Consider the following 22,581-nt stretch of genomic DNA (forward strand, 5'->3'; position numbering starts at 1 on the left):
GTCATCTACCTGAAATGGCTCTCAGATCAACCAGACGCTGTACTTCAGCGGCAGCTAAGTCTTTTATCAGCTGACAATGCGCCGCAATGCTAACAGCCCTCAGCGCATATATTCCCTGGATACATCCCAAAGCCACCCAGCCCTTTTCGTTAACCTGCTCTGGTGTAAGGGCTTCTCGAATACGACTTATCTCAACGTTGCAAATTTGACGTGCTTTGACCCGATCTTCCTCTGTGTACAACGGCATTGGTGCTCTCCATACGTGAGATCGACATTCCATTCATGATTCCTGCAAACACCATCAGCCTCAGTTTCGTAACGGTGGGCAGATTTGAAGGTAACAATGCATACAGGTGCTCACCATGATCCGTGAGGGCGTTCAGACCTCAAAACAGGAAAGTGTCACAGAATGAAAACCACGACCTAATACAACGTCTCCCGATTTCAAAATACTGAGTTTGACGAAAAGTTAACAAGGCCGTATGCCATTTTCGAGTATATCGAACAGCACCGATTGAAAGCTTGATAGCGAGACAACAAACATCGCCGCCCTCAATTGCGAGGGCTGCGATTAATTGGGGGTCGAACCGCAAATGCCTACGGAGGGTTGAGCCTGGTGTCCAAAGCGAACCGCTCTTGGCTAACGAGCTCAAACAGATCCTCTGCAGCAACGGGGTTCATTAGCACATTCCAGCTGTGCCGAGAAACCGCCGAAGGAATCAATACGAAGGGATGCTGCGCTAGCAGGCCATCACCAAACTGCTGCTGACCGCGGCCAGGGGAACCTGGAAAGAGCCAGTTCGCATTTGGTACCGAGTTCGGCATCACTTGGTGAACCAACTTGAATTCCTTCACCCGGGCACACGTCAAAACGTGCGGAACCGTGTCCAGTGCCTGAAAGCCTTTGTGTACGGCTACCTCCAAGATCGCAGTAGAGGGATCCGCCGAGCAATACACAGCCTTGCAACCTTTAGAGTTCCACCGGCCGCCGGCAATTTCAGCACCTATACCGGACGACCAGGTGGACGCATGCTTCTCCTGATCAAGACGCCACAAATACAGCTCACCATTCCCTGGCACTATCGTCATCAGGAATACACCCCATACTCCATGCGGGTCAGAAAATCCTCGACCAGCTCAAATCCCATTTGTGTGGTCAGAAGATCGATAGGCGCCTTCCCTTCAAGCCCCATTGCTGGCGACGTCATCCAGTTAACCGCTTGCTGACGATCACCCAGCACTTCTTCAGCCTTGCTCAGCACAGTAGCTAAGCGCCAAGTACCGTTGGTTTGTTCGGGGGTCAGCGGCTCAGGACTCTTGATCCGACGTTGCACCGTGCGATCAGACAGGCCAATGATCTTGGAAAAAACGTGATGGTCACGGAACTGACTGTACGACTGAACAAACGAGATGACCAGGTCCGACGGAAAGCCTTTCTCCATCAACGCGTGAAGCTCAAACGCGCTGGTGGCTTTGAGCTTTTTCCCCTCTCCAAACAACAGCTGCAACGGCCGTATTGGGTCGTGCGCTATTGAATAGGACTCTTTTCCTGCAGCAATCATGATCGCGCTCCTCTGCCATATGGCTAAAATATAGCGCCACATGGCAGAAATAGCTAGCCATGTCGAAGGAGCTCACTCTCCCATGATACGGCTCACCTTGCTTTTGCCGACGTTGGCATGCTCCCGAATATTCATTGAGGCGTGCACTGTTTGCTCTCCGAATGGCTGCTGTGAAGAGTACGGTTCCTGCAAATGAAGACGCCTGAGCACTCCGTCATATTTCCCCAGTACATGTTAATTTCTGAGTACATTTTCTGGAGTCGCTCTGCCACTTCGGGGAAAGAAAGGTCCGCGATCACTCTGGCTTCATCGAACTCGGAACAAAAATCCAGATAAAGCTTGTTGAAGTCGCCCACGGGCATACGTGCCTCATGCTGGATGCTTTGAGACGTGATGGAGAAAGCTCTTTCTGCCTTACTGACTGCTTTGTGAAGATTCAAAAGCTGCTGCTGACTCGTCAGCTGACGCTGCTTACCTGCTCCGTACTGTAGCTTCAAGGAGTCAGAATGAAGCTGAAGCTCGCTCTGTTGCCTGCCGCTTTTTAAGTTCATACGCCCTGAGGCGAAAGACTGACACTACTCAGAGGACTTAGCCCGGTACCGGCACATTTCCCGGCTGGCCGCTCATTCCGTTAATGCGAACACTACAAATCAGTTTTCATGATGTACAGGGGTGAGCTTACGCAGAAGATTCAGGACTCACTCCCCCGGATCTGAGCCATGAAGCCCAATATCTTTCTGATAAGCCTGGCAGCGCTGATCGTCAGCCAAACATGCGCCGCCGTACCCTGGGTCATCACCGACAGTGCTCATCCCATTGAGGCGACGAATGAGATTCGCTTGATTCTCATCGACCAGCTTTCAGGGTTGGAGGATGCGCTCTCCAGTGGGTTGCCTTCCGCGCCCGCTGTAGCCGAAGCCATGTTCGGTGAACGAATGACCACTCAGATGAGCGCGAAGATTGAAAACGCCCACCAGAACATCTTCGATGCCTGGAGCCTGGGAGTCACCAAAATCCCAGCGGTCGTGGGGGATGGGAAATACGTTGTCTATGGAGACTCAAACGTCGAGCGCGCGCTGACGAAGATCCAGCTGTACCGGGAAGCGCATCCATGAGCGAGGACCGCAAATACCCTAACCTCATCTCCATCGCACCGTTACTACTCACAGTTATCTACAGCCCCCTGAGTCAAGCGTTAAACACGGCGATCATCGTCCCTACGGTGATATCCCCCAGCTGCCTTGAATACCAAGTCGTGGGCGCATGCTTCTGGCTCCGTTGTACCAACTTTGGGTGCAAGGTCAAAACATCTGCCAAGGTTCGTCACTACGTTCCGGACGCCGTTGTCTCAAGCTATTCCGCAACAGGGCAAAATCCCTGGAGTGAAGTCAGGGCACTCAGCGGACCAATCTCCCATGCTAAAGGTGGTGGCAGCGGTACGACCAACGATCAACACGAGAACAACCTCTCCATCTTCAAAAATGTGGATGTGATTGGCCATCCAGGGATCGCAGCCTTCAATGCCTTCGCCAGCGGCTCCGGATACACCTGTGCCGGCGCCGGCACGCCTTACGTGCCAAACATGCTCAGCACACTGGATTACGTCGGCTGGCGCTACGGCATTCCAGAAAGCATCTACCCACAATCACTCATTCCCGGCGTTCGCGAGGTTGGCAGCAGGCTGTCTTTAAACCTGTGGGGGAGCATCTATCCCCGCAGCGGTTTTCTGCACCAGGTGGACGACTACAAGGCCTCCGCAGTCATGGCTCAGCGTGCTGGAGATGTTGTGACTCGTCTCGGCCAAGTCCATGTGTACCAACCGCTCCTCGCATCACCTAGCGCAGGCTACTGGCCCGCAGGTGAACTACGCGAATCAGAACCCGCCACGGGCAAGTGGCAACAGCTCGCGCCCCGCATCAGCAACTCCTGCAGCGTTTTCCCAGAATCGGGCCCTCACCTCCAGGCAATAGATGGAGGATACGCGTGGTCCCTATGGCGGCCTTACACCTGCTGCAAACGTGAAGGGCAAACCTTCCTTGGCAGCACCGGCCCTCATTAACCCTCAATTCAACACGGAGCCTGAACATGACTCGGACGTCAGCCCCCCAATCTCTCTCAACCTGCCGCTGGATGGTCCTAAGCGCCGCTCTATGGGGTGTCTCCTCTCTCGCCTTCGCCTCCGGCTTTAGTGGCTCTGGCAGCGTCATTGGCGATGATGTGCTGTACAGCATCGGTGGTGGCAACGCGGTCTCCATGGGCCGCGCGGGCAATATGCAAAGCGTCGGCGTCGGTGTGGGTTGGAACAGCAACCTGATGTGCGGAAACATGGACCTTTCAACCACGCTACATAACCAGCTCAACGGTTTGACCGGTGGCTTTCAGAGCATCATGGGGAGCGTGATTCAAAACGCGACAGGAGCTGTTGCCTCGCTGCCCGCACTAATCATTCAGCGTGCGGACCCCGGTCTCTACAACCTGCTCACCAACGGCATTCTCCAGGCTCGCTTGGACTTCGACAGATCGAAGGCAAGTTGCCGCTCGATGGCCGAGCGCATGGTCACCATTGCTGGCAATCAAACCGGATGGGGTTCACTCGCAGAAGGCCAGGCGCTCAAGGAAGCCATTATCCAAAATAAGGATGCGGTGGCAGTAACGGCTCAGGCCGAATCTGACAACGGTAATACTGGCATCCCTTGGATAGGCGGCAACAAGGCCGGGGGCCGTGGTCAACCTCCTATCAAGGTGGTTAGCGAGGTCACCAAAGCCGGCTACAACTTGCTCAACGGCCGTACCGCCAGCGACTCCTCTACGATCGGTCCAAATGATTGCAACAGCGGCATGCTTTGCGGTACGTGGCGATCGCCAGAAGAGGCTGGCGCGTTTGCCAATCGTGTCTTGGGCGAGGTACAGCAACAGACGTGCGAAAGCTGTACCAAAAGCAGCGCAACCGCAGGCGTTGGATTAACCCCGCTCATCCAAGAAGAATACGAAGAAAAACTGGAACTGCTGCAAGAGCTAATCTCAGGCACCAAGCTTCCCAACTCAGAGAATCTGTCGGCGGCAGGTAGCAATTCAATGCCCATCACCCGAGGCGTTATCACGGCCTTGCGTGACGAACCTGATCAAGAGATTTTGGCCCAGCGCCTGGCATCAGAAATTGCGGTCACCAGTGTTCTGGAGAAGGCGCTTTTACTGCAACGTACCCTCCTCGCCGGCAACAAAGAACCCAATGTGGCGGCCAACGATTTGGCCACCACTGCAGTGAACAATGAGCGCCAGTCCCTACAGCAGGAAATCACCAACCTGCGCACAGAGTTAGAACTACGCAGGTCCCTGACCAGCAACTCCCCCGCTGCCATCATCGCCCGCCACAAGGAGCGTAAAGACAACTCACGCGCCATTTATGAGGGTGACCCTGATACCAACCGCCTTGAAGAAGCAGAACGGGATGTGTACAGCAACAGCCGGGGCCGCCGGCCATGACAAGAGATCCGTTACGCAGGTTTATCAGTCTGGGCCTCTGGGCTCCCATCGCAGTAGTAAGTCTGGTGGTCGTCATTGCCCTGGCGTTCAACCTTCTGGGCATTCAGGTCATGAAAGGACTACCTGCTTGGCAAGAGTGGAGGGCCAATTCCTATTGGTATTTCTTTAGCTGGCGAGTGGCGCTTTACAGCGTCGCTCTGTCCCTCTGGCTGCGCTGCCGAGATCGTCAAATACATCGCCAACCCACCTCCAAATCGAACGTCCGCAAAGCAGAGACGGCCGTGATTTTATCGTTGCTGTTGCTGGAGCTAACCAGAGCTCAATTACGGATGGGAGCTTGAGATGACGCTCTATACCAATGACTATCTGGAGTATTACCTAACGCTTGTGGGCTGGCTCATCAGTAACGGTATCTGGGACGTCTTGATGGACTCAGGCATGTTCGCCCTGCCCATCTTCGCCATCCTGCTCCAAGAGTGGCTGAAGGCCCGAGGAGAGGGTGCTGACGAAGGCAACAAAGGGTTGTTGGCCAGCACCCGGATCGAGAGCCGGCTTTGGATGGCGACGGCCGTGATCATGTTCGCCGGCATGCCCTTCATCCATTTAGACCTGAGCACCATGCAGTTCGACGATAGCCGCTCACAACAATGTCAGTACCAGGTACCCGCGCCAGAGGACACTGGCTGGGGCAGGTCCTTCACGTCCCTGAACAACCAAAGTGCACAAGTCCCCGTCTGGTGGTTCTTCGTACACTCCATGTCCAAGGCGATCACCGGCGCCGCAGTTGCTGCCATTCCCTGCGGGAGTGATCTGAGACAGATGCGTATGCAGGTAAACAACACGCGCCTTCATGATCCCGTACTCGCTCAGGAAGTCGCCGACTTCACAAACGATTGCTACGGCTACTCACGAGCGAAGCTGTTCATGAATCGTCCAAATCTCAATGATGAGCTGACCAACGATATCAACTGGATTGGCTCTCGATACTTCACCGGTCAGCCTGGCTACTACGACACCTACCATTCCAGGACCCCACGTGCGGAATGGCCTTACGACTCTACAAGGGATATGGGACTGGCCCAGGTGAGAAACGGTGGAGGCTACCCGACTTGCAACCAGTGGTGGACAGACAGCAATAAGGGGCTTCGTAGTCGATTACTCGCTCAGGTCGATAGCAGTCTACTGGACCGCTTTATTCGGTGGGCTAGCTTCATGCCACAGGAAGAGGTGAACGATGCAATCATTCGTCAGGTGGTGTCGCCCAGTAGTCAAAGCATGACTCAGGGCAAGGTGTACTCCGACTATGGCGGACAGGTCGGCGGCTCGCTATTCAATGACATGAGTCGAGCGACAGGCACCGTCGGATTGACCGTCGGGACCCTGGCGTACTTCCCCGCCATGGACGTCGTACGCCAAGCGCTCCCGATGGTGCTGGCAGCTCTCAAGATGGCCCTGCTGATCTGCATTCCGCTGGTGCTGATGTTCAGCACCTACGACTTGAAGGCAACCATCACGGTATCCGTTGTCCAGTTCGCAATCATCTTCGTGGACTTCTGGCTACAGCTAGCACGATGGATAGATACGACCATCCTTGATGCCCTTTACGGGGCGAATTCCCCGCACTCCAGTCTGAATCCGCTGATGGGCATGAATAACACCCAGGCGGACATGCTGCTGAATTACGTGATGGCAGCACTGTTTATTGTGTTACCGACGTTCTGGGTAGGTGCTCTGAGCTTTGCTGGATTCAGAGTTGGCAACTCGATCGATGGATTGAGACAAGCCTCAAAAGGCGCCGAGGACGCCGGCTCTAGCGGCGCAAGCGCTATTCAAAGGACGTCCGGTATTGGTAGAAACAAATGAGCTTACTTCTCCTCGTCGAACCTGCCGACATCTACGCGAAAATCGCCACTGTAATCACCATATCCAGAAGCTCCATTTCGCCAGCCATCATCATTTTTCATAGCATTGGGTAAAATAAGCCCCCAACTTTGTAATGCCCCAACAAGTAACAATATCGCGTAAAAAAGCGCAGCCCAAAATGTGAAATACAGAAGCGCCCCGAGTAATAGGAGCTTAGCGGTCCAGATTATCGTGGCTGTTACTACACTGGGGACGCCCTTCACTGCCAACCACTTCACAATCAGAGCCTCTCGACGTGTGGAGGCTCTTAGAAGCCTTCCAAGACGATAGCCCGCACGATGAGCAAATCCCTTTTTGTCCATTTCGCATTCATCCTATTTTGCTATTTACGGGGTGCCCCTCAAACGCATCTGGATGCGAGTGCAAATAGGTTTGCAGAAGTTGAACAGGAAGGCTTGTAGGGGAATTCCGCAAACCAGAAGGGTTTCCTCTGGAAAACGACTCAGTACAGATTCGGAAATCCAGGTGCGTGCGGAAGAGCCCCACAGTCTACGAAGAGTGGATGACCTGTAAAATTTGCTACTGACAAGAAACTCTCCAGAGCTGGTCCAACCTAGTCGTATAGCTTTGACTCATCATCTCCCGCCGCATGCCCCAGTCTGGGCTCAGCGGGACGCTTGCTGCACGTAACGTCCCCCTGCCCCATCTGCCATTGATCTCGTCCAACACAGCCATCACCTTCGACGCCTCGGCGGGCTGAGACGCCGCGAACAAATCGTCGGTGTATTCTCCCTTCTGGCAGAGATTGAGCAGCAGCACCTCTGCCTTGCTGTAGTTGAAGCCGGGTCGAAAAACCCGATCCAGCGCATCAACCGCCGCCTTCGTCAGAAGGCGAACATCGTCCGTGGGATAGGGAAGGTCAACGATCACCCCATTGGCATACTTTGCCTCTTCCGGATTGAACATCCCTGTACGAATGCTCACGCGGATCTTCTTACATAGCGAGTGCTGGGCCCTGAGTTTTTCAGAAGCCCGCATCATGTAAGTGGCGACCGCTTCCTTGATCGAGGGCAGATCCTTCAACCGCTTACCGAACATCCTACTGCAGCAAATTTCCTGCTTTGGCGGATCGGGCTCATCCAGTTCCAGGCAAGGCGTTCCGGCGAGCTCACGAGCAGTCTTCTCGATCACTACGCTGAAGTTCTTACGGAGCATCCAGGGATCGGCCTGCGAAAGCTGCCAAGCTGTTCGAACGTTCATCTCGGCCAGGTGCGCCGTCATTTTTCTGCCAATGCCCCAGACATCTGAGACATCACACACCTTGAGCAGCTTGTCTCTTCGCACTGAGTTTCGAATATCCAGCACACCTCCCAACTGGGACTGCCACCTCTTGGCACCGTGATTGGCCAGCTTGCTGAGCGTTTTGGTTCCCGCGATGCCGACACCCACAGGAATACCCGTACTCCTAAGCACTTGGGCGCGGATACGCCGACCTAAGTGCTCCAAGTCACCTGTCATACCGGTCAGGTCCGCGAAGGCTTCATCGATGCTGTAGATCTCAACAGCCGGTACCAGGGACTCGATGACCGTCATGACCCGCTGACTCATGTCTCCGTACAACGCGTAGTTTGAGGAGAAAGGAAGGATGCCGTGCTTACGCAACTTGTCGCGGATTTGAAAGTACGGTTCTCCCATTTTGATATACGGCTTCGCATCCGCGGATCGAGCAATCACACAACCATCGTTGTTGCTGAGAACCACGATAGGCGTACGTGCCAGGTCGGGACGAAACACCCGCTCGCAACTCGCGTAGAAGCTATTGCAGTCGATCAACGCAAATACTGGCTCAGGTTTAAGCGTGGCCATGGCTGCGCACGCTGTAAGTGACAACACCCCAGATCGATAGCTCGTCCCCTTCCATCACATACCGCGCCGGGTACTTTGGATTCTCTGACCTCAAGATCACTTCAGGTCCCAGCTTGCAGAGGCGCTTGCATACTGGGTCGTTGTTAAGCAGCGCAATGACGATGTGCCCGTTCAGCGGCTCAATGGACCGATCGACAATCGCCAAGTCACCGTCGAAAATTCCGATGCCTTGCATGCTATCCCCCGCAATCGACACCAGATAAACATGGGGGGCTCGGATGTTCAGCAGCTCATCCAATGAGATCTGTTGTTCGATATGGTCAGCCGCCGGCGAAGGGAAACCCGCCGGGACTTTGAAAGAACAGAGAGGCAGCTGGACGCCGCCCTCCGCCAGAGGGCCTAGAATGACAAAGCTCATGACGCAAGATTTCTCAGATACTGTATATACATACAGTTAACTTTGAAGGCGGTTTGCGGTCAATTCAGTTGTAGGAAATTACGACAAGCGGGTGATTACCATGTGTGGACGGTTTGCTCAGTACCAAGGTATGGCGGACTACCTAAGAGAGCTCGAGGCAGAGCAGGACGTGATCAGCGGCTACGACAACCAGCCAATCGCCCGATACAACATTGCACCGACTACCCGGGTACTGATCCTGCACGGCGTCGAGGACGGGTTGCGAATTGACCCGGTCCACTGGGGATGGGCGCCCTTCTGGGCCAAAGGCAAACGTCCTGATCCGATCAACGCCAGGGTTGAAACAGTGACCACCGGGAAATTCTTCAAGCAGCTCTGGCCAAATGGCCGAGCACTTGTTGTGGCTGATGGTTGGTATGAGTGGGTCAAGGATCCTGATAATCCAAAGAAAAAGCAGCCTTACTTCATTCGCCTCAAAAGCCAGGCACCTATGTTCCTCGCTGCACTCGCTCAGGTTCATACAGGTCTTGAGCCTCACGAGGGAGATGGGTTCGTCATCATCACGGCGGCCAGCGACCAAGGCATGGTGGATATACACGATCGGCGACCGCTGGTTTTGTCTCCAGAACACGCCAGGGAATGGTTGGACCAGGAGCTGTCGCCAGCTCGAGCGGAAGACATAGCAAAAAACCATTGTCTCCCCGTCGACGAATTTGAGTGGTACCCGGTGGGGACTCCAGTAGGGAACGTCAAAAACCAAGGGGCGGATCTGATCCTTCCACTTGGATAAAGACGACAACTCAACCCCGGCAGCGGTGGTCAATGGGGAGTGACCAGCTACTCTATTCTGCAGAGTAGGCACGCTTCCTAGTGTGCACAGTCACCAACCTCCTTCCGCAAGGAATGACGCTGATGCCGTCAGTAACTGTCAAATATCGCGCAGTTCATACAAACACCGCTTGGCGCAAAGTACATGGTCATACCTCGCTACAGAATGCGATTTATGGTCAAAAAGATGGAGCGCCCGGGTTATTCGAACACCGGGTGCGAATTGACTATAAAAAGCACGGTGAACCGCTATACGTCGTTATCTGGATGGACACTGAGCCCTTCGGTTTCGTCGTCAGAAAAGACACCTCGAGCAGCGACGGTACGATGCGAGTGCAAGTGGACACTGCCTTGCTTCAGAAGTACGACGAGAACGGTGGAGCTTCTGTTAGGGAATTGGAAGGCCACTTCTCATCTCCGGCAGTTGATCCCGCAACGGCTGCAAAATTGTCCCTGAACGAAGCTTCAATCGATCAAGCAGAGGAAGGTGCGATAACGCTTCAGGAGCATTTACTGCGGGAGCGTAACGCTGCCCTGGCAGAGGCAAAGAAGGCTGAGGTGTTCCGAAACACCGGCGGCTTAGCTTGTGAGGTATGTGATTTGATTTCGCAGAAGTATATGGCGAGCTAGGCAGCTACTACTGCGAGGTTCATCACACGCAATCACTTGGCTCACGGAAAGGAAGCGAAAAAACCTTGCTCCATGAACTCGCCGTATTATGCTCCAACTGCCACAGGATCATTCACAGAACCGACCCCATGTGGGACATCAGCTCTCTCGCTGCGCATCTGAAATTAATCCGCGCGAGAGACCCGTAGCACGTAAGTTCAGGTCATAACGCAGCTCGGAACACTGTCGCTCATGTTCCGCGCAGCGTCTAACCAAGAATTGACGTTTAGAGGCCCTTATCGGCCAGTTTCAGTCGCTCACGTCTGACTCCTTTCGGCCAGAAGCAGCCTCTCACAAGCGACCGTTTTCGACCCAAAACGGACGTCGAGAGCGACCATATGAGAAGCATCGCTGATCTATCGCAGAACGAAAAACCGGAGAGCAGTGCAACTGCTGCTTGGCCATACGAAGCTTTAGAGCACCGTTAGGTACTTAGGTACTTAGGTTGATGATGCCCTAAGCGGGGCGCCAGGCATGAACATCGCCGCCAGGTTCCGTTTATTGCCGCTCCTAGTGCATTACTTGGGTGATACGAAAGTGTAATGCGTCCTCGCTCATAAACCTCGAAATTCGCAGGGGGAAAGGTTTTATCGATGATTTTCAACCACATCGTGCGTGCTTGACGGAAACAGAGGCAGATGTCAATTTAACATCAAAGCGAGAGGTCAAGGAGTGACGTGTGAAGATCACCATCAACGTGTTCATGCTCAAGGAAGGGCGAACCGTTCAGGACGCACTTTCCGATGAGGTCAACTTGCAACCTATCGCTTTTTCATTGGGCGATGTTGAGTGCCTCTTTTACCATCAGAAAAACCCTTCCCATCCGAAGTGGACGCAACTATTCGGTGCCATCCCAGATGTGGCTGGCCTCGACCTTACCGGCAGATCGCTCAAAGCCCTCCTCGTCCTGGCAGTCAGCGGCAGGGTCTTTTGCTTCACTTTTGGCCACGCCAGGCACCTGATCGATCCGCTAGCCATTGAACGTTATTTCGGGCTGCGCACGGCGCTTAGCTTGACTGATCCATTACTAATCAAGTCCGTGGAAAAGTCCAATATTGACCGCACACCACTGCGCTCAAAGGCGCAGTCATCGAGGCTGCTGTCGATTTCGGAGTTCGATTTCAAGTTTGACTCGGAGATCCTGAAATCGATAACCGGCATCGTGGAGAACGATCAGGATGAGGGCGAGTACGTTAGCGGTTCGGACTCATTGGCGCTGCATTCAGATGTAAAGCTCGAAGACTTCCCGGAGATCGCGCTTCGACTGTTGACGGCGTACGAAGACGAGTACTGCAAGGAAAAATACCCTTGGATGGACTTCATCGTTCCAGTACGCGACTCCACACTCATGGGCCAACTGGATGAGCTTTTAGTGGCTGCGATAAATATAGAGCAGTTCGATCGCGTCCGCGCGGCGCCACCCGAGCTACTTGGTAATGACATCTGCGGCTTCGGCTATGTGAAACACAGCGCTCGATCTCGCAACGGCCCGACGATTACATTCGATCTGGATCTGCGGCAGGCGCTACTCGCCAAGCACCTTCTGCGAGATCTCACCCGCCAGGCGCTGGCATCCGAACGTATCTACCTTTACGGTGCAGACGAACAACGACTTGCTGCGTGGCCTCTGTATACGTGCCTTGAGGCGGAGATCGAACACGAAGGAAAAATCTATCTGCTCAGCGAGGGTGATTGGTACCAGATTGACCGCGATTACACCGAGCAAGTGAACCGCTTCTTTGACGCCGCAGTTCCATGCAACCTGGTGTTTCCTCCGTATGGCACCGACCACGAGGGCGCTTACCTTAGACGCATCGCAGACAACATAAATTTCTATCTGCTGGACCAGAAATTGGTGAGGTTAACGGGTGCTGGTGGCCCATTCGAATTTTGTGACCTGCTCACGCCGGATCACCACATCATCCATGTCAAGAAGTACTCATCGTCGAGCGTGCTGAGCCATCTCTTTTCTCAGGCCTATGTGTCCGCTGAAGCTCTGATCAACACCCCCGATGTCGTTACTCAGGTGAACGCCCATCTGGCGGAGTTGGGTAATTTTCAGTTCGCCTTCAACCCTGTTGCGCAACCGCGCAACAGAATCGTGTTCGCTATCATGCAACCCAACGATACGTTGCACATGCCGTTTTTCTCGAAGGTGAACTTCCGGCAGTTCGCCCAGCGGCTCGGTGCAATGGGCTACCAGGTTGAGGTTTGTAGAATCGGTAATTGACCCAGCAGGCCACGGTCAATCAGACCGGCCAGCACATTTCATTGGGCGAGCAGTGATGCTCTAGGTTGAAAAGTCAGAGGACCTCGACGCCACACATGTAGGGCCTCAGCACGTCTGCACACGGATCGATCCATCAGTCTTGGTAGTTCTCCAAGACGGCCACCAGGGTACGTTCAACTGCGAGGCCCATTCCGATGAGTGTATGTAACAGCGCCGTACGAAATCCCGAGAAACCCAATCGGCGCTCCTAGCAAGCTTAAATTTTATAGAGTTTCCGGCCATCTACGGAAAGGTATTCTGTGATGACAAGCCCAAGGCGCAAGCGGGCCTGACGGGATGACTTTGGCGTCGTCCAAACCAGCGAAGGCGAGTAAGGCGCAAATCAGCGCGGACAACAAATTTTTATCTGAATAAAGGATCGTCCAGCGCATAATCTGGCGATTGCAAGGTGGGCTGGATCAGTCGTGTAACGTTACTCTCCCCGAAACCGGAATACGACCGACCACCAGGTCATTGGCCGCTGCAGCTTGATCGACGTGGCCGAACGAGATTCCGAAGAGCATCTCATTGATGCTGCGCTGCCGATCGCCGGCGCTGCTGAAAAGCCCAAGGCCCAAGTATCAGGACTAATTGTCTATGCCAGCCGCGTGTGCTGAAGGGCACCCACTTACTCTGCCTCGCAAGGCCGCCGTCGCAGCTTCGTCTTCTCACTGGACAGGTTGCCCACGTCCCTATAGCGTGAACCGCAATGGCCTTACGCCACACCGGTCGCCGCTACTTCATAAGGATTTGAAACGTGCTTATAGAATCGCTACGCCTGATCAACTTCAAAAAGTTCAAAGATCAGACTTTTGACTTCAACGAAGATGTGAATATTTTCGTAGGTGATAATAACGCAGGCAAAAGTACGATTCTGGAGGCTTTGGAGATCGTGCTCAATTTTCAGTATCGCGGTCGGCCATTCAATAGCGAATTTTCCCCGGATCTGTTCAACGCAGAGACAGTCGCTGTGTTCCGCGCCTCACCAAAAGAGCCTGCAGACTTACCGATCCTCGTGATCGAGGCGTATATGAAGAACGTGCCCGACTACCGCGGTGCGAACAACAGCCTGAAAAAAGATGCTCAGGGGGTTCAGATCAAAGCCAGCTTTGATCCAGACTTTACTGATGCCTATAACGATTACCTAGCCTCCGGTGCCGCGATAACCAGCATCCCAGTGGAATTCTACCAAGTCGAATGGATGGATTTTGCCTGGAATGTTATCAAACCGATGACCAAGCAATTTAGAGCGCTCTACATCGACCCCACTCGCATTCATCCCACCTTCGGCAAAAATCAGTACATCTCGAATGTGCTGAGCACCGCACTCAGAAAGGACGAGGAGTACCGTCTGAGCCTGAACTACCGTGAGACCCTCCAATCCTTCAACAACACAGATGAGGTCACCACCGTCAACAAGGATTTGGATTCCGATAACAGGATCACGGAGAAGAAGCTGACCATCGCCGCCAACACCATGCCCGCTGGCGCTCTCCAGAACGCTCTGCAACTTGAAGTAAATGCCGTTCCGTTCCACATGATCGGCAAGGGTGAGCAGAGCAAGGTGCAAATCAAACTGGCACTGCACAACAAGTCAAAAGACATCGACCTGGTGATGATGGAAGAGCCGGAAAATCACCTGTCGCATGTCGAGCTGAGCAAGTTGGTGCAAGACATTGAGGACCAGCGAGACGGCAAGCAGTTATTCTTGACGACCCACAGCTCTTATGTGCTGAACAAACTGAGCATCAATAACATTTGCTTGCTGCATGACGCATATAAGCGACTACACCTCCTGGACAAGGGGGTGGTCAAGACGCTGAAGCGGCTACCAGGCTACGACACACTGCGTGTCGCACTTTCCAAGAAAGTAGTGTTGGTCGAAGGCCCATCTGATGAGTTGATCCTCAAAAAGATCTACAAAGACACTCACAAGGGGCGACTGCCAGAGCAGGACGGGATCGATATCATTGTGGTGCGCGGCGTCGGGTTCAAGACGTTCATTGCGATCGGCAAAGAAATCGGTACCGCGATTAATGTCTTGCGGGATAACGATGGCAATTACGAAAAGAACGTCGTTGAAGCACGCAAGGAATACGCGGCTTTCCCAAACATAAAGCTAGTTTCGTCAAAGAACAAAGATGAATTTTCGCTGGAGCCAGCGATGATTTTAGCCAATGCCGCATCGGAAAAAGAGTTGCAGGCATTTGCAGAAGTTGTCCTCTCCGCCGAGACCTTCAAACTACTCGCTGCCAAACCTACTTTTGCTGAAAAGCTCGAGTTCATCGTGGAGTGGTTCCGAAGCAGTGACGGCGACGGCAAAGGCAAGAAGAAAGTCGATTCTGCCATCAGGGTTTTTGAGACTGATAAGCCTTTCAAATATCCGGCCTTCCTCGCTGAGGTACTGAACTTTGCCTAATAAACTCTGCATCGCGGGTGCCGGTTCAGGCAAAACTCACAAGGTCATTACCGAATCAATCGCCGAAATCGAGCGCGGGGGAAAGGTTCTGGTGGTGACCTATACGACCAGTAATCAGCAGGAACTGAGACGTCGATTTTTGGAGGTCTTTGGTACGCACAGTGATCGGTTCGTGGTCAAAGGTCTGTTCTCTTTTTACTTGGAAGACATGGTGAGGCCGTATCAGCAGGCATTGTTCCAGCGACGGATCGATGGCATCTGCTTCAACCAGCGCAATCCTCATATGAGACCAGATTCAACGTTTATGCTGCCGGGGCGCACCGAGCAGCTGGACGATAAGAGCTACAACCCAAAACACTTCCTGACTCCATGCGAGACCAAGGCTCACACCGGCTTTCTCGCAAAACTGGCGAGCCGGATCATGAAGGCCACGAAAAACTCTGCTGCAGTACGACTAGGGGAGATTTATACCCAGTTGTTCTTTGATGAGGTTCAAGATCTGGTTGGGTGGGACTATGAGGTGCTCAAGGGGCTGAGCAAAGTGATGCCGATCCCCATCACGTGTGTGGGAGATTTCCGGCAGACGGTGTACGAGACGACGTTTGGCCAAAAAGCACCTAAAACGGCCGCTGAGAAGGTCGCAGCTTTTAAGTCTATGGGTTTTGTGGAGGAGGCATTGGTGCTCAACCGTCGTTGCATTCAGCCGATTTGTGACGTCGCTGACGCAGTACACAAGGGCGCTTATGAGGCGACGGAGTCGGCGGTGAAAGAGGCCCCACCTGAGTTTGCCCATCACCTCGGCACCTTCATCGTCAGGGAGTCGGACGTCGCCGAATACATCAAGGTGTTCGACCCTATGGTGTTGCGCTGGAGTGTAACGTCCGGGACGAAGCTTCTTCCTGTCCAGGCGCGATGCTACAACTTTGGAGGGAGCAAAGGTCTAGGTTTTGAACGGGTGTTGGTGCTTCCCGCGGAAAGCCAACTGCATTTCGTCTTAGACGGCCAAAAGCCGTTTCCAGCGAAGGACGAAACAGCTCAAAACAAGCTGTACGTCGCCATCACGCGCGCGCGATACAGTTTGGGATTCATCGTGCCAGACAAGAAGGCCGCTGGCTTACGGTTCCCGAGCTGGGAAAAAGCTCCTGCTTGAAGGAAGTTTGTGACTTCACGCAGTGATGGCTTCAAATGGATAACGTTTCTGATTAGCGCCTCAATTTTGGGTAGTGCTCATGTACTACCTGAGGAATAGGGGCATCAGATCTGCACTTTCCCCAAGAATCCGCGAACGTTTGCCCGTCCGCTTTTGGCCGATTGCGACCCTTTGTAAAGAGTAGCAATCGGGTCGAAGGCGGAAATTGCTTAAAGCCAAATGTTGGGTTTTTTATACGACGTCTTCAGAAGGTGTATGGTCGTTCGATCTCATCATCAAACTCTGAAGGCGATGCGGCAAAATCCCCACTCGGCTAGCCTGCACCTTCATCGCACTGCGCTCCTCGCCATTGTCGTCCTCCCACTGATCCATAAGCATGCGACCTATCACCAGCACCCGCATGCTTTTACTGAAAAGCTCCGAGTAGCGCTCGGCGTCTTTGTGCCAAAGTTCCACGTTGGCCCAAAAACCGCCGCGATCCTCATACTCTCCGTCACCTTTAGGCACCGGGTTATCAAAGTAGACGTTGAGCTTGAGCAACCGCCGGGGCTCTTTGTTGCCATTCGCAAACTCCCTGAACTCGGGCTTCGTGCCGATGTTCCCTTCCCCCCAAAACTTGGTGGACATGGTCATACCTCCGCTGTATTGCTTGTGAGCTGCTGAGAAACTCGCTGCTGATAAATTTGTTCGGCAACTCGAATCTTGGAAGCACACAGAAATGCCTGTCGGCTGATGCTGTGCATTAAGCTGATCTGCATGTTGAGCGTGATGCGCTGAAGCTCCATGGCGTATAGATCCGAAACCAGGTTGATCGGCGTCCTGTCATTGCGTAACAAGTCAGCCCATAGGTCGACTCCCATCCTGCTGCGATCCATTCGGCTCCATCGCAGAAATACCGTGCCCGCCCCAGTCGACTGTCGCGTCATACGGATTGGGAGCAACGTGAATGGATAACGATCGGCCTGAGCCAGCACCTCACCGGTAGCTAACAGAACCAAACTGTTCATGAGCTGGCTGCACACGTCACCAAATTGCATGAGCTCCCCCTTACCCTTAAAAGGCTTTAAAAGCCCTTTAAGGAAGGCCGCATGTTCTATCGCTGAGAAGGCACTCTGTTGCAGCGGCTGGAAGGCAACGTGTTTCTCATCGACTGTCGATTCGGCCGCAGTGACAGCGCTGAGGGCATCTTCGGAATGAACCATCGACTCATCCTCCAACCGCTTCTGTTGGCACTATGGTTTCCACTGGAGCCATGCTGACCGGGCTATCTGGATCGTCATCTGGATCATCGCCCTGCCCCTCTTCTCGTGGTCGACGCTGGTATATCGGAGGCGCAAACTCGCAACGGCGTATCCCTTCCAGGACGTCCTGTGGCAGCTCTCCATACCTCTCCCGAGCCTCCCGGGCGACCGCATTGTTCGTCACAAAGTCATCACGCGTGGCGCCCGAGACTTTGTATTGTTGGGCCAACCCAAAGAGACTACGCAGCACGTAACCCCCCGCGTTGATCCAGATCTCCATGTCGCGCCGGCCCATCAACGCTGTGTGATGGGCCAGCAGCAGCCGACGAACTATGTCGTCATAAGCGATGAGCAGGTACACAGCCAAAAAGCCAAGCGGAGAGTTGATGTAGACCGGAAGCGTGACAGGATGAACGTTTAGGTTCTCACCGACACTTAACGCTTCAGGCAGGCTGTTAATAGACTGGTCCAACCGAGCTGTTATTTCTGCCAATTCAGACTTTGAAGACTCAAGCTTCTCGTGAATTCGGATCAGCCAGAAATCTGCATAGGGGTCGTCCTGCTCTGCTGCCCGCTTCATTCTGTTCACCAAGCTGACAAAGCCACTCAAACCAATAATGCCGTTTTTGCCATTCCCAGCAGGTCTGCCATGCCAAACACGGGCTGCATGATGGGTGTGAAGAGTGAGCTTCATGGCGCTGCGCAGCGGGCCAAGATTTAGTTGAACAAGGTCTGACATGGATTGCTCCTGCAAGTAGATGTCACTGCATCAGTGTTGCGAGGAAGGAGAACGTCGTCAGTCCGGAAACAGAATCGTAGGGAGGGTGTTTTGAAACAACCTCCCAAGTTCGGGGATGCTCCAACGAGCTCAGTGAGCCGATTCCACTGGAATCACAGTAGCGGTCTGCCAGCATGATTCCAGTGGAATCAACATGCTGTTCTGCCGAGGGTGATTCCACTGGAATCACTCCACTCAACTAGGGTCTTGGTCCAGACTTCAACAACGCCATGATCGCGCTCATACCTTCACGCCCCGCGACAAGGCTCTCAGGCGTCGGTTTGTCGCGCTGCATCAAGTTGTCAGACAGGCGCGGTACTCGAGCCGCCACGGCTGTCCCTGGGCCGCTGCGAGCATTGGAAAGTGCATTACCGCCCCCGTTGTCACTGGCTTGGTTGAACTCACCGCGTTGAGCCTTCTGGATCATGCCGAATAGGTATCCCGCAGGGTTGCGCACTTCCGCACTGGCGCACCGTGAAACCCACTGATCCAGTACATTTTGCTGCAACTCAGGGTGAACTGTTCCAAGCGCTACCATGACGTTCCGTCGCTGCTCCGAGGCGAGCAGAAGGAACTGCTCGGGCAATCGCAGATCCTCTCGCGCCCGCAGTACTGTGTTTTTACAAACATTTGTCTGAGTACTAGTACTAGGGGAGTTCGGATTCCGAACTGGGCTCACGACGCAAGCTTTTCGGCTGAGTTCGGAATCCGAACTCCGACCGGTATGATTCCGAACTGGGGCCCTCTCACTGAGTTCGGATTCGTTTCCAATGAGTACGGACCCCAAATTACTGAGTTCGGATTCACTTGACCCACCTTGAGCAACTGTAGTGTTGGTCCACCCCTGCCCTACCATTCGCTGCTGCAGCTTCTCAAGATGTGAAGGCAAGGCGTTCTCTCGAAGGTAGGGGTCAGCAGCAAGCTCCTCAAAGACATTGGCAGCAACGTCGCGGATCGACTTGTTTGAGTGGCCTACGCATTCCCCTATCAACTCCAGGTAACCACTGTCCAACAAGACTGCTTCAGCAATGCTCACTGGCTCATCGTGTAGGAGGTAGATATTGCCCTTCATTTGTCCGGTGGACTCATCGCGCACTCGTCCTCCAAGACTGAGCCAGCGAGTCATTCGCAAGGCCGTCAGGGCTTTGGCCACGGTTTCTCTGGATGCCAATTTGAAGGGTGTGGATGCCAAATAGGGACGTAATTGCTCGTAAGTGGGGAAGGACGTCAGGCCATCATCATTGAGCAGCAAGCGAAAGACCTGCCAGGCATTACGCTCCAACGGCGTAAGGCGGCTATCCAGCAACAGCCTCCTTGGCACTGCCTCGTGTGGATTACCGGTGAAGATAATCCCAGTTCTCTCCGTATCCAGAATAGGCGTGAGTGGCCGCGTCGACGGTCTCTCACTTTTCGACGTCGCATGCTTATCAGCTCGGGTCTCGCTGAGTGCCGCGCTGGCCGAGTCGAGCAAAGCATTTAGCGCATCAAGGTTCCCTGAGTTGAACCGGGAGTTGCCGCCTCCTCCCATCACACCAAATCCTGCGCAATCCAACTCTGAATGGCGCTCCAGATGATCGCGAGATTCAGACTACGCTCACGCTCAGCCATCAACATTGCTACATCAAGAATAGATCGAGGATCTCCTAGGTTGGTGCCCAGCTCTTTGGTAAGGCTGACCCAATGTTTCCAAAGAATTGCCTCATCCTCAGGACCAACTTGAGGCCATCGCCCCCTACGATGTGGTACGCCCAGAATCTCCCGCCTAATGGCTGACTCCTTGGGCGGAAGTCCGAAGAGCTCAAGTATCATTGGAGAACTTGCCCCAAGCGATATCGCACGGTTTATGAGTTCATCTTCGTCAGTGTTTTTTGCATGTGCCAATACTCGTCTCACTGCCACTCCATCCACCACGACTTTGAACCAAGGTACAGGTGAGTTGACCAGTGCCCCCATGCAGAGGGGATCAATGAGTGTCTTTAGGTCGTTTTCCTCAAAACCCATGGCCAGACAGCTGCGCAATTGGCCATTTTTGAGGTTGTTCAGAATCTGAAAGGCGACTGCCAGATTTAAGGGATGCACAGAAACCTCCACCACTCCGTGGTTATTGGATGACATCGCAAAAAGATTGCTTGGATTCCAACTCAATGAGCCGACGCCCCAGGCGTATGACTCTGAATAGCTTGACCAGGGCAACATCACTCAGCCGACCATCTAGAGAGGCCGCTTGGTCTTTCAACGGGGAACCTCCGAGCAGGAGTTGCCCCAACTCGGCGAGAAATCGATAACTGTCCATCTCAGGCAGCGCCGGATCTACTGCTTCCTCCCGAAGCAGACTCAAAGCCGGAGCGAAACGGCCACTCAACCCATCCAGAAGATTTAGGACCGTGTAAGCCTCGTGGCTGAGCGTCATGGGAGTTTTTGAAAAGAGATCGTTGCCCCAATCAGTAGGTCGAGAGCATAGAAAACCAATGCCCCAATCGCTCTGGTTGACGTATTCATGAGGAAGCGACACTTCAGTTGCTACGTCCTGTACCAGGCCGAAAATGGCCTGACGCAACGAATCAGGCGAATCGACAGCACGCTCGATGTACCAAAGGTCAGCAACCGGATGTAGCCCTCCCGCCTGGATGGGAATGGACTGAAGACAAGAGTCCTCGAAAAGTGGAATCGCTTCACCAGTCGCTTGCGCCAACTGATGCTTAATAGCCTGAGTCCGCGTCGTGACACCAGCGATAGCTGAAAGCCTATTGGACGCCATACGCGCTTGTTGCTCATCCTCATGAAGCACGTACACCGGCTCATCCGCCTGTGCAAATTCATCAGGTACGTTTTGCCGCAGCCTTTTGCTGACTGGTACTTGCAGAGGCCGCTGAGTAGGAGGAACAACGGCATCTATCTTAAGACTCAGGTCGCGGCCGGAGACAGCAGGTTCAGACCGTTCAACTGGATATGAACGATCGGGCTCAAGCACATCCAGCTTTAAACTGTTGTAGTCCTGCCCCAACAGCTGCCCCATTTTGTGGAGCAGTTCATCCTGGAAGCGCTCGTAGTTAAACTCGCCCTGGTCGAATAGAGAAAGCACCTCTTGGAACAGAAGCTCGTGTTCAATTTCTTGAGGCGTTGCCCCAGCATGTTTAAGCCAAGCCTTCTCGCTCGAGCGGCGCAAACTCGTTAGTTTTTCGATCTGAGGTTTACCGAGTCCGGCATATAAAGCGTTTGGAATCGCCGGCAAAAGATAACGCACCGCATCCTGCATTTTGCTGACATGAGGCTGGGAGATTGGGTAACCATCCTGCTTCAGAAGCTTCGCCAACTCTCTTTGGGAGATCGGTGTATCGACCTCAAGTTGGTAAAACTCTCGCGCACGCTCTACTCCTAGAGCTCGCTCGATGAAGGTCAACTCACCATGGAGATCGCTTTCCGCTAAGTGCCCTGTGAGAGCAACGATTTCGCCACGACTAGGCCAAGGCCTAAACAAGCAGTGAAAGCGAAAGAAGCGTTCTTCTCCGGTTTCCCGCCATAACTCGTTGAGAATGGCTAGGCGCGTGTTGCCGCCATTGCGAATGATAAAATGCTCGTCCCCCACTCGACGAGTGACGGGAGGCGGTGCGTCCAAGCCTCGACTTTGGATTGAGGCAAGAAGGTCATCGTATCGAGGGTTTCGGTTCAACCTGGGATTGTGGTCATAAGGCTTGAGCTGGTCCAACGTCAGGACCATTGGAGTATCGACGATTGGATCAGACAGACGACCTACCGTGGGTGCGCTGTTCGTAAAAGCACCCTGTAGCAGCTTCCCTTTGATCTGATCCGTCGACATGGGCTTGGCGGCCATTAGCTCACCTCCATGATCAGCATGGCGTCACTCATGGTTGCTCCCCTCTATGGAGGGTAACTCACGACAGTGTTCGGGCAACTGAACCTGGAGTATCTCTACCCCCTTCCACCCATCAGTCCGACAGGCCAATGCATAAAGAAAGTCGCTGCTGTCCAACAGCTCCTTGCTTAGGCGGAACACGACCGTGCAGGTGTCATCGC

The 22,581-nt window shown here is 53.7% G+C and carries 21 protein-coding genes and 2 pseudogenes; 10 read left to right on the forward strand and 13 right to left on the reverse strand.

The genetic code is table 11. The features are described from left to right. Positions 1 to 597: 597 nt before the first annotated feature. The 3 genes from ATH90_RS19620 to ATH90_RS19630 form a co-directional block, all read right to left on the reverse strand. Complete coding sequence (locus tag ATH90_RS19620; protein ID WP_098467110.1) at positions 598 to 1,089, reverse strand: RES family NAD+ phosphorylase; 492 nt, start codon at positions 1,087 to 1,089, stop codon at positions 598 to 600. Then, on the reverse strand, positions 1,089 to 1,562 hold the full coding sequence (parS, locus tag ATH90_RS19625) for a type II RES/Xre toxin-antitoxin system antitoxin (protein ID WP_098467111.1): 474 nt from the start codon (positions 1,560 to 1,562) through the stop codon (positions 1,089 to 1,091). Before parS ends, ATH90_RS19620 begins: the two co-directional genes overlap by 1 nt. 131 nt (positions 1,563 to 1,693) lie before the next feature. Further along, the gene (locus ATH90_RS19630; RefSeq protein ID WP_098467112.1) at positions 1,694 to 2,113 is read right to left on the reverse strand and encodes a hypothetical protein; all 420 of its coding nucleotides are present in this window, start codon (positions 2,111 to 2,113) and stop codon (positions 1,694 to 1,696) included. 168 nt (positions 2,114 to 2,281) lie between these two features. Here ATH90_RS19630 and ATH90_RS19635 point away from each other — a divergent pair, with 168 nt between their 5' ends. The 4 genes from ATH90_RS19635 (at position 2,282) to ATH90_RS19655 (ending at position 6,908) form a co-directional block, all read left to right on the forward strand. After that, the gene (locus ATH90_RS19635; RefSeq protein ID WP_098467113.1) at positions 2,282 to 2,677 is read left to right on the forward strand and encodes a TIGR03757 family integrating conjugative element protein; all 396 of its coding nucleotides are present in this window, start codon (positions 2,282 to 2,284) and stop codon (positions 2,675 to 2,677) included. Beyond that, on the forward strand, positions 2,674 to 3,621 hold the full coding sequence (locus ATH90_RS19640) for a TIGR03756 family integrating conjugative element protein (RefSeq protein WP_098467114.1): 948 nt from the start codon (positions 2,674 to 2,676) through the stop codon (positions 3,619 to 3,621). Before ATH90_RS19635 ends, ATH90_RS19640 begins: the two co-directional genes overlap by 4 nt. Positions 3,622 to 3,647: 26 nt before the next feature. Further along, a complete protein-coding gene (locus ATH90_RS19645; protein ID WP_098467115.1) occupies positions 3,648 to 5,045 on the forward strand; it encodes an integrating conjugative element protein in 1,398 nt (465 codons plus the stop codon). Between the two features lie 342 nt (positions 5,046 to 5,387). Then, positions 5,388 to 6,908, forward strand: a complete 1,521-nt coding sequence (locus tag ATH90_RS19655; RefSeq protein ID WP_098467117.1) for a conjugal transfer protein TraG N-terminal domain-containing protein — start codon at positions 5,388 to 5,390, stop codon at positions 6,906 to 6,908. Between the two features lie 2 nt (positions 6,909 to 6,910). Here ATH90_RS19655 and ATH90_RS19660 read toward each other — a convergent pair whose 3' ends face one another. From ATH90_RS19660 to ATH90_RS19670, 3 genes are all read right to left on the reverse strand, one after another. Further along, positions 6,911 to 7,270: a DUF3742 family protein gene (locus ATH90_RS19660; RefSeq protein WP_098467118.1), complete on the reverse strand. Its 360-nt coding sequence runs from the start codon at positions 7,268 to 7,270 to the stop codon at positions 6,911 to 6,913. Positions 7,271 to 7,487: 217 nt separating this feature from the next. Beyond that, a complete protein-coding gene (umuC, locus tag ATH90_RS19665) occupies positions 7,488 to 8,774 on the reverse strand; it encodes a translesion error-prone DNA polymerase V subunit UmuC (protein ID WP_098467119.1) in 1,287 nt (428 codons plus the stop codon). Continuing rightward, positions 8,761 to 9,192 (reverse strand): LexA family protein, encoded by a 432-nt coding sequence (locus ATH90_RS19670; protein ID WP_003216664.1) that lies wholly within the window; start codon positions 9,190 to 9,192, stop codon positions 8,761 to 8,763. The genes umuC and ATH90_RS19670 overlap by 14 nt, the downstream gene beginning before the upstream one ends. Positions 9,193 to 9,292: 100 nt before the next feature. Between ATH90_RS19670 and ATH90_RS19675 the strand changes: the two genes are divergently transcribed. The 4 genes and pseudogenes from ATH90_RS19675 to ATH90_RS19690 all read left to right on the forward strand — a co-directional run bounded on the left by ATH90_RS19675 (position 9,293) and on the right by ATH90_RS19690 (position 12,919). After that, a complete protein-coding gene (locus ATH90_RS19675) occupies positions 9,293 to 9,982 on the forward strand; it encodes an SOS response-associated peptidase family protein (protein WP_098467120.1) in 690 nt (229 codons plus the stop codon). A gap of 122 nt (positions 9,983 to 10,104) precedes the next feature. After that, on the forward strand, positions 10,105 to 10,650 hold the full coding sequence (locus tag ATH90_RS19680; RefSeq protein WP_098467121.1) for a hypothetical protein: 546 nt from the start codon (positions 10,105 to 10,107) through the stop codon (positions 10,648 to 10,650). Positions 10,651 to 10,661: 11 nt separating this feature from the next. Further along, a pseudogene (locus ATH90_RS29990) lies at positions 10,662 to 10,838 on the forward strand (hypothetical protein); the annotation flags it as partial. A 530-nt stretch (positions 10,839 to 11,368) separates the two neighbouring features. Continuing rightward, on the forward strand, positions 11,369 to 12,919 hold the full coding sequence (locus ATH90_RS19690; RefSeq protein WP_098467123.1) for a TIGR04141 family sporadically distributed protein: 1,551 nt from the start codon (positions 11,369 to 11,371) through the stop codon (positions 12,917 to 12,919). Positions 12,920 to 12,992: 73 nt separating this feature from the next. Here the strand turns inward: ATH90_RS19690 and ATH90_RS29995 are convergent. Beyond that, positions 12,993 to 13,130: pseudogene (locus tag ATH90_RS29995) on the reverse strand (serine--tRNA ligase); the annotation flags it as partial. Between the two features lie 585 nt (positions 13,131 to 13,715). Here ATH90_RS29995 and ATH90_RS19695 point away from each other — a divergent pair. Together ATH90_RS19695 and ATH90_RS19700 are read left to right on the forward strand one after the other, a co-directional pair. Further along, positions 13,716 to 15,377 (forward strand): ATP-dependent nuclease, encoded by a 1,662-nt coding sequence (locus ATH90_RS19695; RefSeq protein WP_098467124.1) that lies wholly within the window; start codon positions 13,716 to 13,718, stop codon positions 15,375 to 15,377. After that, positions 15,370 to 16,527 carry a UvrD-helicase domain-containing protein gene (locus ATH90_RS19700; RefSeq protein WP_098467125.1) on the forward strand — a complete coding sequence of 386 codons (1,158 nt, stop codon included), beginning with the start codon at positions 15,370 to 15,372 and terminating at the stop codon, positions 16,525 to 16,527. The genes ATH90_RS19695 and ATH90_RS19700 overlap by 8 nt, the downstream gene beginning before the upstream one ends. Before the next feature lie 231 nt (positions 16,528 to 16,758). On the opposite strand, the gene ATH90_RS19705 is transcribed toward ATH90_RS19700, so the two are convergent. The 6 genes from ATH90_RS19705 to ATH90_RS19730 all read right to left on the reverse strand — a co-directional run bounded on the left by ATH90_RS19705 (position 16,759) and on the right by ATH90_RS19730 (position 22,378). Next, on the reverse strand, positions 16,759 to 17,154 hold the full coding sequence (locus tag ATH90_RS19705) for a single-stranded DNA-binding protein (protein ID WP_098467126.1): 396 nt from the start codon (positions 17,152 to 17,154) through the stop codon (positions 16,759 to 16,761). 2 nt (positions 17,155 to 17,156) lie between these two features. Beyond that, positions 17,157 to 17,729 carry a DUF3158 family protein gene (locus tag ATH90_RS19710; protein WP_098467127.1) on the reverse strand — a complete coding sequence of 191 codons (573 nt, stop codon included), beginning with the start codon at positions 17,727 to 17,729 and terminating at the stop codon, positions 17,157 to 17,159. Positions 17,730 to 17,733: 4 nt separating this feature from the next. Continuing rightward, positions 17,734 to 18,507, reverse strand: coding sequence for a PFL_4669 family integrating conjugative element protein (locus ATH90_RS19715; RefSeq protein WP_098467128.1), 774 nt, complete (start codon positions 18,505 to 18,507; stop codon positions 17,734 to 17,736). A gap of 238 nt (positions 18,508 to 18,745) precedes the next feature. Then, positions 18,746 to 20,074, reverse strand: coding sequence for an STY4528 family pathogenicity island replication protein (locus ATH90_RS19720; RefSeq protein WP_098467129.1), 1,329 nt, complete (start codon positions 20,072 to 20,074; stop codon positions 18,746 to 18,748). Next, positions 20,074 to 20,661 (reverse strand): DUF2857 domain-containing protein, encoded by a 588-nt coding sequence (locus ATH90_RS19725; RefSeq protein WP_244905999.1) that lies wholly within the window; start codon positions 20,659 to 20,661, stop codon positions 20,074 to 20,076. The genes ATH90_RS19720 and ATH90_RS19725 overlap by 1 nt, the downstream gene beginning before the upstream one ends. Then, positions 20,648 to 22,378 (reverse strand): ParB family protein, encoded by a 1,731-nt coding sequence (locus ATH90_RS19730; RefSeq protein ID WP_098467131.1) that lies wholly within the window; start codon positions 22,376 to 22,378, stop codon positions 20,648 to 20,650. Before ATH90_RS19730 ends, ATH90_RS19725 begins: the two co-directional genes overlap by 14 nt. Positions 22,379 to 22,581 lie beyond the last annotated feature (203 nt).

Origin of the sequence: Pseudomonas lurida (assembly GCF_002563895.1) — a bacterium.
Lineage (GTDB): Bacteria > Pseudomonadota > Gammaproteobacteria > Pseudomonadales > Pseudomonadaceae > Aquipseudomonas > Aquipseudomonas lurida.

Bases quoted from the DNA above. Each gene is read 5' to 3' on its own strand.
- ATH90_RS19725 (WP_244905999.1), bottom strand. From the start codon at position 20,661: ATGTCATCCAATAACCACGGAGTGGTGGAGGTTTCTGTGCATCCCTTA.
- ATH90_RS19680 (WP_098467121.1), top strand. From the start codon at position 10,105: ATGCCGTCAGTAACTGTCAAATATCGCGCAGTTCATACAAACACCGCT.
- ATH90_RS19655 (WP_098467117.1), top strand. From the start codon at position 5,388: ATGACGCTCTATACCAATGACTATCTGGAGTATTACCTAACGCTTGTG.
- ATH90_RS19675 (WP_098467120.1), top strand. From the start codon at position 9,293: ATGTGTGGACGGTTTGCTCAGTACCAAGGTATGGCGGACTACCTAAGA.
- ATH90_RS19645 (WP_098467115.1), top strand. From the start codon at position 3,648: ATGACTCGGACGTCAGCCCCCCAATCTCTCTCAACCTGCCGCTGGATG.
- ATH90_RS19715 (WP_098467128.1), bottom strand. From the start codon at position 18,507: ATGTCAGACCTTGTTCAACTAAATCTTGGCCCGCTGCGCAGCGCCATG.
- parS (WP_098467111.1), bottom strand. From the start codon at position 1,562: ATGATTGCTGCAGGAAAAGAGTCCTATTCAATAGCGCACGACCCAATA.
- ATH90_RS19635 (WP_098467113.1), top strand. From the start codon at position 2,282: ATGAAGCCCAATATCTTTCTGATAAGCCTGGCAGCGCTGATCGTCAGC.
- umuC (WP_098467119.1), bottom strand. From the start codon at position 8,774: ATGGCCACGCTTAAACCTGAGCCAGTATTTGCGTTGATCGACTGCAAT.
- ATH90_RS19730 (WP_098467131.1), bottom strand. From the start codon at position 22,378: ATGGCCGCCAAGCCCATGTCGACGGATCAGATCAAAGGGAAGCTGCTA.
- ATH90_RS19660 (WP_098467118.1), bottom strand. From the start codon at position 7,270: ATGGACAAAAAGGGATTTGCTCATCGTGCGGGCTATCGTCTTGGAAGG.
- ATH90_RS19705 (WP_098467126.1), bottom strand. From the start codon at position 17,154: ATGTCCACCAAGTTTTGGGGGGAAGGGAACATCGGCACGAAGCCCGAG.
- ATH90_RS19620 (WP_098467110.1), bottom strand. From the start codon at position 1,089: ATGACGATAGTGCCAGGGAATGGTGAGCTGTATTTGTGGCGTCTTGAT.
- ATH90_RS19630 (WP_098467112.1), bottom strand. From the start codon at position 2,113: ATGAACTTAAAAAGCGGCAGGCAACAGAGCGAGCTTCAGCTTCATTCT.
- ATH90_RS19640 (WP_098467114.1), top strand. From the start codon at position 2,674: ATGAGCGAGGACCGCAAATACCCTAACCTCATCTCCATCGCACCGTTA.
- ATH90_RS19720 (WP_098467129.1), bottom strand. From the start codon at position 20,074: ATGGGAGGAGGCGGCAACTCCCGGTTCAACTCAGGGAACCTTGATGCG.
- ATH90_RS19710 (WP_098467127.1), bottom strand. From the start codon at position 17,729: ATGGTTCATTCCGAAGATGCCCTCAGCGCTGTCACTGCGGCCGAATCG.
- ATH90_RS19670 (WP_003216664.1), bottom strand. From the start codon at position 9,192: ATGAGCTTTGTCATTCTAGGCCCTCTGGCGGAGGGCGGCGTCCAGCTG.